12 protein-coding genes are annotated in these 11,954 nt (G+C 66.8%); 6 read left to right on the top strand and 6 right to left on the bottom strand.

Translation table 11 applies throughout. From position 1 onward, the window contains the following. Positions 1 to 32 precede the first annotated feature (32 nt). Positions 33 to 734: an IclR family transcriptional regulator gene (locus Y900_RS03735; RefSeq protein WP_036339162.1), complete on the bottom strand. Its 702-nt coding sequence runs from the start codon at positions 732 to 734 to the stop codon at positions 33 to 35. A gap of 75 nt (positions 735 to 809) precedes the next feature. On the opposite strand from Y900_RS03735, the gene leuC reads away from it, so the two are divergent. The 3 genes from leuC (at position 810) to Y900_RS03720 (ending at position 3,715) form a co-directional block, all read left to right on the top strand. Continuing rightward, entirely contained in the window at positions 810 to 2,243 is a 1,434-nt protein-coding gene (gene leuC / locus Y900_RS03730) for a 3-isopropylmalate dehydratase large subunit (protein WP_036339159.1), read from the top strand. Between the two features lie 19 nt (positions 2,244 to 2,262). Next, on the top strand, positions 2,263 to 2,859 hold the full coding sequence (gene leuD / locus Y900_RS03725; protein WP_036339156.1) for a 3-isopropylmalate dehydratase small subunit: 597 nt from the start codon (positions 2,263 to 2,265) through the stop codon (positions 2,857 to 2,859). Between the two features lie 199 nt (positions 2,860 to 3,058). After that, complete coding sequence (locus Y900_RS03720) at positions 3,059 to 3,715, top strand: HU family DNA-binding protein (RefSeq protein WP_036339153.1); 657 nt, start codon at positions 3,059 to 3,061, stop codon at positions 3,713 to 3,715. 52 nt (positions 3,716 to 3,767) lie between these two features. Here Y900_RS03720 and mutT1 read toward each other — a convergent pair whose 3' ends face one another. From mutT1 to cofC, 3 genes are all read right to left on the bottom strand, one after another. Further along, positions 3,768 to 4,733, bottom strand: a complete 966-nt coding sequence (gene mutT1, locus Y900_RS03715; RefSeq protein WP_036339150.1) for an 8-oxo-(d)GTP phosphatase MutT1 — start codon at positions 4,731 to 4,733, stop codon at positions 3,768 to 3,770. 70 nt (positions 4,734 to 4,803) lie between these two features. After that, positions 4,804 to 6,954: an RNA degradosome polyphosphate kinase gene (locus tag Y900_RS03710; RefSeq protein ID WP_051660302.1), complete on the bottom strand. Its 2,151-nt coding sequence runs from the start codon at positions 6,952 to 6,954 to the stop codon at positions 4,804 to 4,806. 88 nt (positions 6,955 to 7,042) lie between these two features. Continuing rightward, complete coding sequence (cofC, locus tag Y900_RS03705; RefSeq protein WP_036339144.1) at positions 7,043 to 7,681, bottom strand: 2-phospho-L-lactate guanylyltransferase; 639 nt, start codon at positions 7,679 to 7,681, stop codon at positions 7,043 to 7,045. A gap of 87 nt (positions 7,682 to 7,768) precedes the next feature. On the opposite strand from cofC, the gene Y900_RS03700 reads away from it, so the two are divergent. The 3 genes from Y900_RS03700 to Y900_RS03690 are packed head-to-tail and all read left to right on the top strand — an operon-like array spanning position 7,769 to position 11,035. After that, entirely contained in the window at positions 7,769 to 8,767 is a 999-nt protein-coding gene (locus tag Y900_RS03700; protein ID WP_109751168.1) for an NAD(P)H-dependent glycerol-3-phosphate dehydrogenase, read from the top strand. After that, on the top strand, positions 8,764 to 9,873 hold the full coding sequence (locus Y900_RS03695) for a cystathionine gamma-lyase (protein WP_036339138.1): 1,110 nt from the start codon (positions 8,764 to 8,766) through the stop codon (positions 9,871 to 9,873). Before Y900_RS03700 ends, Y900_RS03695 begins: the two co-directional genes overlap by 4 nt. 58 nt (positions 9,874 to 9,931) lie before the next feature. Continuing rightward, positions 9,932 to 11,035 (top strand): D-alanine--D-alanine ligase family protein, encoded by a 1,104-nt coding sequence (locus tag Y900_RS03690; RefSeq protein WP_036339135.1) that lies wholly within the window; start codon positions 9,932 to 9,934, stop codon positions 11,033 to 11,035. Position 11,036: 1 nt separating this feature from the next. Here Y900_RS03690 and Y900_RS03685 read toward each other — a convergent pair whose 3' ends face one another. Together Y900_RS03685 and Y900_RS03680 are read right to left on the bottom strand one after the other, a co-directional pair. After that, entirely contained in the window at positions 11,037 to 11,603 is a 567-nt protein-coding gene (locus Y900_RS03685) for a DUF3515 domain-containing protein (protein WP_036339132.1), read from the bottom strand. Next, the gene (locus Y900_RS03680; RefSeq protein WP_036339131.1) at positions 11,593 to 11,829 is read right to left on the bottom strand and encodes an Lrp/AsnC ligand binding domain-containing protein; all 237 of its coding nucleotides are present in this window, start codon (positions 11,827 to 11,829) and stop codon (positions 11,593 to 11,595) included. Before Y900_RS03680 ends, Y900_RS03685 begins: the two co-directional genes overlap by 11 nt. Between the last annotated feature and the right edge of the window lie 125 nt (positions 11,830 to 11,954).

Genomic DNA, 11,954 nt, shown 5'->3' with positions numbered 1-11,954 from the left:
TGTCAGGCTCTGCCGCACGGCTGTCGCGGGGATCACAGTCGGCGGGTGAGTGCGTCGGCAGCGGCCAATAGATCGGCCGCCCAACGCGCGCCGGGCCTGCGGCCCATCCGGTCGATCGGACCCGACACCGACACCGCTGCCACCACCGCGCCGGTGCGATCCCGTACCGGCGCCGAGACACTGGCCACCCCGGGCTCGCGTTCGGCTGCGCTCTGCGCCCAGCCGCGGCGGCGGACCTCGGCGAGGGTGCGTTCGGTGAATTTCGCCGTCGGGAGGACGGCCTGCTGGGTGGTGGTGTCGCTGAAGGCCAGCAGAACCTTCGCGCCCGATCCAGCCGTCATGGGCAAGCGCGCCCCGACGGGCACGGTATCGCGCAGCCCGGCAGGGGGTTCCAGTGCTGCGACGCAGATTCGAGTGGTGCCCTCGCGGCGGTAGAGCTGAACGCTCTCGCCGGTGATCTCCCGCAGCCGCGGCAATACCGTGGCGCCCGCGGCAAGCAAGGGATCGTTGACGTGGGCCGCCAATTCGGAGATGGCCGGTCCGAGTCGCCATCGTCCTGCACTGTCGCGGGCCAGTAAGCGGTGCACTTCGAGGCCGGCGGCCAACCGGTGTGCGGTCGCGCGGGGCAGGCCGGTGCGTTCACAGAGTTCGGCCAACCCGCAGGGGGACTCGGCGATTGAGTGCAGTACGCCCACGGCTTTGTCGAGCACGCCGATGCCGCTATCCTGTCTCATAGAGAGATACTAGCGTCCCGAAATGTGAGATAGCCACTCTCGCGTCGCGGGAATCGAGAAGTGAAGTGAGAACCCATGGCTCAGTCCGACAAGCCCAGGACACTGCCCGAGAAGGTGTGGGACGACCACGTGGTGGTCGCCGGAACCGGCACCGGCTCATCACGTGAACCCGACCTGATCTACATCGATCTCCATCTCATCCACGAGGTGACCAGCCCGCAGGCTTTCGACGGACTGCGGCTCGCCGGCCGTCCGGTGCACCGGCCGGATCTCACGATCGCCACCGAGGACCACAACGTTCCGACGGTCGACATCGACAAGCCGATCGCCGACCCGATCTCTCGGACCCAAGTCGAGACGCTGCGCCACAACTGCGCCGAATTCGGGGTGCGGCTGCATCCGATGGGCGACGCCGAGCAGGGCATCGTTCACGTGATGGGGCCCCAGCTGGGACTGACCCAGCCCGGCATGACGATCGTGTGCGGGGACAGCCACACCTCCACCCACGGTGCGTTCGGCGCGATCGCGATGGGGATCGGCACGTCCGAAGTCGAGCATGTGCTTGCCACCCAGACACTTCCGCTGCGTCCGTTCAAGACGATGGCGGTCAACGTCGACGGGGCACTGCCACAGGGCGTGAGCGCCAAGGACATCATCCTGGCCGTGATCGCCAAGATCGGAACCGGCGGCGGTCAGGGTTATGTCATCGAATATCGCGGCAGCACCATCGAATCGCTGTCGATGGAAAGCCGGATGACGATCTGCAACATGAGCATCGAGGCCGGTGCCCGTGCCGGATTGGTGGCACCGGATGAGACGACCTATGAGTTTCTGCGGGGCCGTCCTTACGCGCCGACCGGTGCGGACTGGGATGCCGCCGTCACCGCGTGGGAGGCGCTGAAGACCGACGAGGGCGCCGAATTCGACACCGAGGTCTACATCGACGCAGCGACGCTGAGCCCCTTCGTCACGTGGGGCACGAACCCCGGCCAGGGTGTTCCGCTAGCCGACTCGGTACCCGATCCCGAATTGATGACCAGCGATGGCGAGCGGCAGGCCGCCGAGAAGGCGTTGGCATACATGGACCTTCGGGCGGGCATGCCGATGCGTGAGGTGGCCGTCGACGCCGTCTTCGTCGGGTCGTGCACGAACGGGCGCATCGAGGATCTGCGGGTGGTGGCCGACGTGCTGCGTGGCCGCAAGGTCGCCGACGGGGTGCGCATGCTGATCGTGCCGGGGTCGATGCGGGTGCGCGCCCAGGCCGAAAGTGAAGGGCTGGGCGAGATCTTCACCGCCGCCGGTGCCGATTGGCGCCAGGCGGGCTGCTCGATGTGCCTGGGCATGAACCCCGATCAGCTGGCGCCGGGGGAGCGTTGTGCGTCGACGTCCAACCGGAATTTCGAAGGCCGGCAGGGCAAGGGCGGGCGGACACATCTCGTTTCGCCCGCGGTCGCGGCTGCGACCGCAGTGCGCGGAACGCTGTCCTCGCCTGCCGATCTCGACAAATAGACCTGCTAAGGAGAACACGATGGATGCATTTCACACCCACACCGGCATCGGTGTTCCGCTGCGACGATCCAATGTCGACACCGACCAGATCATTCCGGCGGTGTATTTGAAGCGGGTAACCAGAACGGGTTTCGAGGATGGTTTGTTCGCCGCGTGGCGCAACGATCCCTCATTCGTTCTGAATCTGAGCCCCTTCGACCGGGGTTCGGTTCTGGTGGCCGGACCGGACTTCGGCACCGGCTCGTCGCGTGAGCATGCGGTCTGGGCGCTGATGGACTTCGGCTTCCGGGTCGTCATCTCATCCCGTTTCGCCGACATCTTTCGCGGCAACGCCGGCAAGGCTGGGCTGCTGGCGGCCGAAGTCGCTCAAGATGATGTTGAACTTTTGTGGAAGCTCATCGAGCAGAATCCTGGGCTGGAACTGACTGTGAATCTTCAAGATCGAAATATCACCGCGGGAACAGCAGTGGTGCCGTTCACGATTGACGATTACACGGCGTGGAGACTGCTGGAAGGTCTTGACGATATCGGCCTTACGCTGCGGAAACGCGATCAGATCGCAGCCTTCGAGGAGTCCCGTCCGAGTTGGAAGCCGCGCATTACGACACCGTCCTGAACGACGCGGAACGCCGAAATCCCGCGCCAAAAAGGGGGTTCGGACGACCTGAAATCACCGCCCTAGGGCGGCAAGCGGATTGCTGAAATCCTCCTAAGTAATGCCTGAAATTGGGCGTGGCTCTTGGAAATCTGCAGCTCTTGGGTTTACCGTGTTCTGCAGTCGGTCCAAAGTGGACCACTGGCTTCGGAGGAATTGAATGAACAAAGCAGAGCTCATCGACGTACTCACGGAGAAATTGGGCTCAGATCGTCGGCAGGCAACCCTGGCGGTGGAGAACGTCGTCGACACCATTGTGCGCGCGGTGCACAAGGGCGACAGCGTGACCATCACGGGCTTCGGCGTTTTCGAGCAGCGGCGTCGTGCCGCTCGTGTGGCGCGTAACCCGCGCACCGGCGAAACCGTCAAAGTGAAGCCGACTTCCGTTCCCGCTTTCCGTCCCGGCGCTCAGTTCAAGGCCGTCGTCTCTGGTTCACAGAAGCTTCCTTCGGAGGGCCCCGCCGTCAAGCGCGGTGCCGTCGGCGGACCCGTCAAGAAGGCGGCGGCCAAGAAGGCCGTTCGCAAGGCGGTCGTGAAGAAGGCTGCTACCAAGGCTCCGGCCAAGAAGGCTGCACCGGCCAAGAAGGCCGCGCCCGCCAAGAAGGCTGCACCCGCTAAGAAGGTTCCGGCCAAGAAGGCCGCGCCCGCCAAGAAGGCTGCACCGGCCAAGAAGGCTCCGGCCAAGAAGGCCGCGCCCGCCAAGAAGGCTGCACCGGCCAAGAAGGCTCCGGCCAAGAAGGCCGCGCCCGCCAAGAAGGCTGCACCGGCCAAGAAGGCTCCGGCCAAGAAGGCTCCGGCCAAAAAGGGCCGTCGCTAAATAGCTGAAGTTGAATACGCCGCGGGCTCAACGCCCGCGGCGTATTCGCGTGTCAGGGGCGTGTTGCCAGTGGACTGTCGATGTAGTCGGCGGCCACGACCTGGTCGCCGGTCAGTGACAGCACCCAGGTGCTGCCCTTGCGGTTACGCGATTTGTCCGGCTTGTCGGTACCGCGCCACCACGCCAGCAGGTAGGGAATCACCTTGCCCTGCGTGCAGATGACCGGTGTCCCGCCCTGCGCGGCGATCTTGATGATGCGATTGTGCGCGGCGTCGGGATCGGCGGCGTACGCCTCTTCGGTGAGGCTGGTCTCGGCGGAGATCGTCACGCCGAGTTCCTGCGCCAGCGGTTCGACTGTCTGGAAGCAGCGAGCCCGGTCGGCCGCGTAGACGTCGGTGGCCCCGAATGCCATCAGCTGGCCGGCCAACGATTCCGCTTGCGCCCGACCATTCTTGTCCAGTGGCCGGCTGCGGTCGTCGTCCTTGTAGCGGGACTTGATGCCCGCGGTTCCGTGCCGGACGATCAAGACCGTCGTGGTGTCGGCGGGTTGTTTGGCGAACGCCTTCAGCACTTCCCGGTCGTGCGGGTAGGTGAGGCGCTGCGCCGCCTCGGCGACCGGCAGCCACTCCATCAGGTCGACTTCGGCGTTGGGCGTGAATTCGCCGCCCAGCGCCCGCGCCGTCCAGTAGTGAACGATCTTGGTCCCCTGCGGGATCGGGTAGTGCGTCTGGATCAGGCGCCGGCCCAGCTGAGACCGCTGACCGGTTTCCTCCCAGATCTCGCGTACTGCGGCGATGGGTTCGTTTTCGCCCGGATCCACTTTCCCTTTGGGTAGCGACCAGTCGTCGTAGCGCGGCCGATGAATGACTGCGACGTGCAGCTCGCCCGTCTCGGGATCGTGTCGCCACAGCGCCGCACCGGCGGCGATCACCCGACGCTTGAGCGTCTTGCTTTTCTTTGTCGCGGACTTGTTGGTCGATTTGGTCCTCGAGCTGTCGCGTGACGTTCTCTTGGCCACGTCAACTCCCGCAAATCATTTCGGGGCCCTGTTCGGGACCGGATCTGGTGGGTCGCAACGGCGAAGGCACTCAGCGCTGCCGATGACGTTCCATCAGCCACACCTGATGGTCTCGGACTTGCCTGCCGTCTTGCGGCGCCGCGGTCCAGTGCCCCTCGGGTCCCAGCTCCCAGCATCGCGTCGACGGATCCATCGCCGATTCGAAGATCTCATCGAGATGCGCAGTGAGCCGGGGATCTTTCACCTGAGCCATCACCTCGACGCGCCGGTCGAGATTGCGATGCATCATGTCGGCGCTGCCGATGAAGAACTCGTTGATCGCATTGAAATGGAAGATCCGCGAATGCTCCAGAAACCGGCCGAGTATCGAACGCACGACGATGTTCTCGGAGAAACCCTGGGCACCCGGCTTGAGGGCGCAGATGCCGCGCACGACCACCTCGACGCGGACGCCGGCCTGCGATGCGCGGTACAGCGCGTCGATGACCTGTTCGTCGACAAGGGCGTTGGCCTTCAGCCGAATCCGGCCGCTCTCACCCTGGCGGTGCGCGTCGATCTCGCGCTCGATGCGCTCGATGATGCCCTTGCGCACCCCGTGCGGGGCGACCAGCAGGTTGCGGTAGCTGACCTTGCGGGAGTAGCCGGTCAGCGAGTTGAACAGATCCGTCAGGTCCGCGCCGATGTCGGGCGCGGCGGTGATCAAGCCGACGTCCTCATACAGCCGCGCGGTTTTCGGGTTGTAGTTCCCGGTGCCGATATGGCAGTAGCGACGGATCGTCGAGCCTTCGCGGCGCACCACCAGGCAGGTCTTGCAGTGGGTCTTCAACCCGATCAGCCCGTAAACGACATGCACGCCCGCATCTTCCAGCGTGCGGGCCCACTTGATGTTGGCCTGCTCGTCGAAGCGCGCCTTCAGTTCCACCAGGGCGACCACCTGCTTGCCCGCCTGGGCCGCGTCGATGAGCGCGTTGACGATGGGGGAGTCACCGGAGGTCCGGTACAGCGTCTGCTTGATGGCCAACACATTCGGGTCGGCGGCGGCCTGCTCGATGAAGCGCTGCACGCTCGTCGAGAACGAGTCGTACGGATGGTGCACCAGCACGTCACCGTCGCGCAGCGTGGAGAAGATGCTCTTGGGTGTCTCCCGCTCGGCGAACGCGGGATGGGTGGCCGGCACGAACGGGCGATCCTTGAGCGCCGGCCGGTCGACGTCGTACACCTGCCACAGCGACGAAAGATCCAGCAGCCCCGGCACCTGCACCACATCGCCGGGGTGGACGTCGAGCTCGCGGAGCAGCAGTTCGAGCATGTGCTCGGTCATGTCGTCGGCGACTTCGAGGCGCACCGGAGAACCGAAGCGCCGTCGCGCCAGTTCACGTTCGAGCGCCTGAAGCAGATCTTCGTCGCGGTCTTCCTCGACCTGCATGTCGGCGTTGCGGGTGATGCGGAAGACGTGATGCTCGACGATCTCCATGCCGGGGAACAACACCGGAAGGAATGCCGCGATGAGTTCCTCGGTGGGCAGGAACCGGACGACGTCGTTATCTCCGTTGGTGCCCTTGAGCACAACGAAACGGTCGACGTTGTCGGGAACCTTGATGCGGGCGAAGTGTTCGCCACCGTCGTCGGGCGACTTCACGGTGATCGCCAAGTTGAGGCTCAGCCCGCTGACGAACGGGAACGGATGCGCGGGGTCGACGGCGAGCGGGGTGAGAACCGGGAACACCTGCTCGTGGAAGTACGTCGAGAGCTCACTGCGTTCGGCGTCGGTCAGGTCCGCCCACGTGACGATGTGGATTCCCTCGTCGGCCAACGCCGGCCGCACCGATTGGATGAAGACCTCGGCTTGGCGCAACGAGATCTGGCGCGTGCGTTCGCCGATCCGGCGCAGCTGTTCGCGCGGCGACAGCCCGTCGGCCGAACGCACGGACAACCCCATCTCGTCGCGGCGCTTGAGCCCGGCCACCCGGACCATGTAGAACTCGTCGAGATTGGACGCGAAGATCGCCAGGAACTTCGCCCGCTCCAGCAGAGCCAGCGAGGTGTCGGCCGCCAGCGCCAGCACGCGGGCGTTGAAATCCAGCCAGCTCAGCTCGCGGTTGAGGTATCGGTCCTCGGGCAGTGCATTTTCGACGGCGGCAGCCGTGGCCGCCGGCGGGGCCTCCGGCGCTGCGTCGCCGGGCTGCCAGCCGTCGTCCGTCGATCGCGCATCGGTTTCCATGTCCGTCACGCTTCCGATCATCCCCCATCCGCCAAGCGCGCGGACCGAGGCAGGCAGAAGTTGCTGCCCGTTCAAGCGTTGTTAACCGTCAGTGGTGGCTGATTGCCCTGGTCGTCGCCGCCCCGACACCCAGCAGTCGCGCCGCCTCGAGGTCCTCGATGGTGTCGATGTCGCAGCGCAGTCCCGGCCATGCGCCGGTCAGTTCGACGGCGCCGGAGTCGCGGTGCAGACGGGCCGAATCGCGGCCGAGCAGTGGGTCCAGCGGGGCCCCGAACGCGAACAGGGCCGCGGTACCTGTGCCGGGACGGTCGGGGACAAAACTGCGCCGGTGCGCCCGGGCGTGCGCCACCGCGTCGGTGAGTTCGTGCGTCTGCAGTGCGGGTAAATCTCCTTGCAGCACAACAGTATTGGAAGTTCTTCTGCTGACTTCCGCCCAGGCGAATCGCACTGCGGTGTTCAACGGGTCGGGCTCGGTCGGCGGCGTCGCGTCGAACAGCACGTCCGCGCCGAGCTCACGGGCGGCGGTGGCCGCCGTGTCGTCGGGGGTGACCACGGTGATCGACGCGACGGCGCTGGCCGCACGGGCCGCGGTGATGGTGTCGATCAGCATCGCGAGCACCACCTGCTCGCGGATATTCGCCGAGAACACCGGACTGAGTCTGGTCTTGGCGGCCGTGAGGCGTTTCACCGCAATGATGACGCCGAGGTCCGCGCTCATGTTCACCATCCTTCCAGCGTCGTTCGGGTCTCTCGCATTCCTGGCCGGCGAGCGGTCGCGGCGGCGTGGGCTACGTTAATGACCATGACCAGCACGGTGGGCACCGCCGCGGTGATGGGCGCCGGCGCCTGGGGAACCGCACTGGCCAAAGTTCTGGCCGATGCCGGCTCCGAGGTCCGGTTGTGGTCTCGTCGCGCGGAAGTCGCCGAGGCGATCAACACCACACACGCCAACCCCGGATACCTCCCCGACATCGCGCTGCCGACCGTGATCCGCGCCACCACCGATGCCGCCGAGGCCCTCGACGGGCTGACCACAGTGCTGCTCGCCGTGCCCGCGCAGACCTTGCGCACCAACCTCGAACAGTGGCGTGGCCTGATCGCCGACGGCGCCACCCTGGTCAGCCTGGCCAAGGGCATCGAATTGGGCAGCCTGATGCGAATGAGCCAGGTCATTGTTCAGGTCACAGGCGTCGATCCCAGCCAGGTGGCCGTCGTCTCGGGCCCGAATCTGGCTGACGAGATCGCGCAAGGCCAGCCCGCCGCGACGGTGGTGGCCGCCACCGACTCCGGCCGCGCGATCACCTTGCAGCGCTCACTGAGCACGGGCTACTTCCGCCCGTACACGAACGCCGACGTCATCGGCACCGAGATCGGCGGTGCGTGCAAGAACGTCATCGCGCTGGCCTGTGGCATGGCCGCCGGAGTGGGACTCGGGGAGAACACCGCTGCGGCGATCATCACCCGCGGTCTGGCCGAGATCATGCGACTGGGCATCGCCGTGGGCGCCAAGACCGCGACGCTGGCCGGCCTTGCCGGCGTGGGCGACCTGGTCGCCACCTGCACGTCGCCGCACTCGCGCAACCGCAGTTTCGGTGAGCGCCTCGGGCGGGGCGGCACCATGGAGGCCGCCCAACTGGCCGCCGGCGGGCACGTTGCCGAAGGCGTCACCTCATGCGAATCGATCCTGGCGCTGGCGTCGAGCTATGACGTCGAGATGCCGCTGACCGATGCGGTCCACCAGGTGTGCCACAAGGGATTGTCCGTCGACCAGGCGGTGGCGCTGTTGTTGGGCCGCAGCACCAAACCGGAATGACCGACCGCTACGGCGACTCCACCCGCGCCGTCAAAGCTGTGAGTTCCCTGCCGATTCCGGGAGATCCGATTCAGCCGGGTCCGGTTCCGGCGTCGGCGTACCACCTCTCCGACGACGAGGGCAGCGAACAGAACACCTACGGTCGCGCCACCAACCCCACCTGGCGGCAGCTCGAGTCGGCACTGGCCGAGCTCGAAGGGGCCGCGGCGGCCTTGACTTTCGGCTCCGGGATGGCGGCGATCACCGCCGCGCTGCGTGTGATGGCCAAACCCGGATCAGTACTGGTCGTCCCGGCCGACGGCTACTACCAGGTGCGCCGCTACGCCGCGGAATATCTTGCTCCGCAAGGGATCACCGTTCACGAGGCCGATGCCGAGCAGATCTACCAGGCCGCCGGAAGCGCCGACGTGGTGCTGGCGGAGACCCCGACCAATCCGGCGCTGGATGTTGTGGACCTGCGCCGGCTTGCCCAGATCTGCCGGCAGCGCGGTGCGCGGCTGCTGGTGGATAACACCACCGCGACGCCGCTGGGTCAGCAACCGCTGGCGCTGGGCGCCGATCTGGTGGTGGCCAGCGCCACCAAAGCCCTGTCGGGCCACAGCGATCTGCTGGCCGGGTACATCGCAGGCACCGATCCCGACCTGATGGCCGCACTGGAGCGCGAGCGGCTGCTGTCCGGGGCGATCCTGGGGTCGTTCGAAGCGTGGCTGGTGCTGCGCAGCCTCGGCAGCCTCGGCCTGCGCTTCGACCGGCAATGCCGCAACGCCCTCGCGCTGGCCGGCGCGCTGGCCAGCCACCCGCGCGTCCGCTCGGTGCGCCACCCGGGATTGCCCGACGACCCGTCCCACCCGGTGGCCGCCGCGCAGATGCGGCGTTTCGGGGGATTGGTGTCGTTCGAACTCGCCGACGCGCGCGCCGTCCACGCCCTGGTGCAGCGCAGCGACCTGCTGGTGGCCGCGACCAGCTTCGGCGGGATCCACACCTGCGTCGACCGTCGGGCCCGGTGGGGCGACCCCGTGGCCGGCGGCTTCGCCCGGATCTCAGCAGGCATCGAGGACACCGACGACCTGGTCGCCGACGTCCTCGCAGCCCTCGGCGCCGGATAGTCACTGCTCACAGCGCCAGATCGTGCTCATACCGGCTGGGCTGTAGCCTCTCTAGTTTGTGACTTCTCGTATCCGCGTCGCCGTCGTCTACGGGGGCCGCAGCTCCGAGCACGCGATCTCCTGCGTATCGGCCGGAAGCATCCTGCGGAACCTCGACCCGGAGCGGTTCGAAGTCGTCGCCGTGGGCATCACCCCGGAGGGCTCCTGGGTGCTGACCGACGGCAAGCCGGAAACCCTGGCCATCACCGACCGGCGGCTGCCGGAGGTCAGGGGTGACTCCGGCACGGCGCTGGCGTTGCCTGCCGACCCGCAGCGGCACGGTGAGCTGGTGTCGTTGGGTCAAGCCGCCGGTGAGGTGCTGACATCGGTCGACGTCGTCTTCCCGATCCTGCACGGGCCGTACGGCGAAGACGGCACCATCCAGGGTCTGCTCGAATTGGCGGGCGTGCCGTACGTGGGTGCCGGCGTGCTGGCCAGTGCGGCCGGCATGGACAAGGAGTTCACCAAGAAGCTGCTGGCCGCTGACGGTCTTCCGATCGGTGATCACGTGGTGCTGCGGCCGCAGGAGAAGGCGCCCACGCTCGATGACATCATGCGCCTTGGCTTTCCGATGTTCGTCAAACCCGCGCGCGGTGGGTCCTCGATCGGGGTGAACCGGGTGATGAGCCCCGACGAGCTGCCCGCGGCGATCGCCGATGCGCGCACACACGATCCCAAGGTCATCATCGAAGCCGCGATCGAAGGCCGTGAGCTCGAGTGCGGTGTCCTCGAATTCCCAGACGGCTCAGTGCAAGCCAGCGCGATCGGGGAGATCCGGGTCGCCGGCATCGCGGGCCGCGAAGACGGCTTCTACGACTTCGCCACCAAATACCTGGACGACGGCGCCGAACTCGACGTCCCCGCGAAGGTCGACGAAGACGTGGCAGAGGAACTGCGCCACTTGGCAATTCGAACCTTCAAGGCCCTGGACTGCCAGGGTCTGGCGCGAGTGGACTTCTTCCTGACCGAGGACGGCCCGGTGGTCAACGAGATCAACACCATGCCCGGCTTCACCACGATCTCGATGTATCCGCGGATGTGGGCGGCCAGCGGCATCGACTACCCGACGCTGGTCGGCACCATGGTGGAGACGGCGTTGGCGCGCGGAACCGGTCTGCGCTGACTCAGCGAGGCGGGTTCGGGTCGATCGGAACCGCAGGCAAGGTTCGCGCGATCAGATCCGACAACGCCTGAATGGGCGTGGGGCCGGACTCTTTGGGCAGGGTGAGCGCCAGGTACACCGGGCGGTCCACGGCGACCCAGGTGCTGCGGTCGGTCTGGGGATCGTCGAGCTGAAACCATTGGACCGCGTTGACTACTTGGATCGGGGAGCCCACCATGAACTCCGCGGGTCGGTCGATGCCACAGCGGAGGATGACCGGGTAATTGTCGGCCTCCCCACGCCAGGCCGCCGCGCCGGTCGGCACCGGGTCGGCCGCCGCCACCCGATGGAATTCGCCGAGGTTTTCCGGCAACGCTCCCATCAGACCCCGGCAGCTCGGTGAATCCGCTTGCGGCGCTGGGGCAGCGGCGATGACCACTGGCTGGACCGGAGCTTTGCGGGTGGCCGCGATCGCGAGCACGGCGCCGATCGCCAACACCGCCACGACAACCGCGCCGATCAGGAAGGCGCGGGGCGGTCCGTCCGGTGTGCTGTCCTCGCTCGCGACGGGTAGTGGCTCAGTCGGCATCGGCGATAGGACAGGTGAGGGTCCGGGTGATCCCGGCGATCTGCTGAACGCTGGGCACCACGGACGCGGCCAGATCATCCTCGGTGGCCGAGGCGACCCGGACCACCACGTCATACGGACCGGTCACATACTCGGCGGACACTACGCCCGGCAGCGCGGCCACCTGCTTGGCGACGACCTCGGCGCGGCCGACCTCGGTCTGGATCAGCATGTACGCCTCCACCACCGTCGCCTCCTCTCGATGGCCGCCTGCATGCGGCGCCGCCCTAGACTGGCATGTCCGGGTGCCGGCAAGGCCCCAACGTACCGCAGGTTGCCGTGCCGATCAGCCTGGGCGACGGGAGGAGGGCA

The sequence above is a fragment of the Mycolicibacterium aromaticivorans JS19b1 = JCM 16368 genome, assembly GCF_000559085.1.
GTDB lineage: Bacteria > Actinomycetota > Actinomycetes > Mycobacteriales > Mycobacteriaceae > Mycobacterium > Mycobacterium aromaticivorans.
Note: the sequence above shows the minus strand (reverse complement) of the source record. Positions and strands in the feature narration are given on the sequence as shown.

Bases quoted from the DNA above. Each gene is read 5' to 3' on its own strand.
- Y900_RS03735 (WP_036339162.1), bottom strand. From the start codon at position 734: ATGAGACAGGATAGCGGCATCGGCGTGCTCGACAAAGCCGTGGGCGTA.
- leuC (WP_036339159.1), top strand. From the start codon at position 810: ATGGCTCAGTCCGACAAGCCCAGGACACTGCCCGAGAAGGTGTGGGAC.
- leuD (WP_036339156.1), top strand. From the start codon at position 2,263: ATGGATGCATTTCACACCCACACCGGCATCGGTGTTCCGCTGCGACGA.
- Y900_RS03720 (WP_036339153.1), top strand. From the start codon at position 3,059: ATGAACAAAGCAGAGCTCATCGACGTACTCACGGAGAAATTGGGCTCA.
- Y900_RS03710 (WP_051660302.1), bottom strand. From the start codon at position 6,954: ATGGAAACCGATGCGCGATCGACGGACGACGGCTGGCAGCCCGGCGAC.
- cofC (WP_036339144.1), bottom strand. From the start codon at position 7,681: ATGGTGAACATGAGCGCGGACCTCGGCGTCATCATTGCGGTGAAACGC.
- Y900_RS03695 (WP_036339138.1), top strand. From the start codon at position 8,764: ATGACCGACCGCTACGGCGACTCCACCCGCGCCGTCAAAGCTGTGAGT.
- Y900_RS03685 (WP_036339132.1), bottom strand. From the start codon at position 11,603: ATGCCGACTGAGCCACTACCCGTCGCGAGCGAGGACAGCACACCGGAC.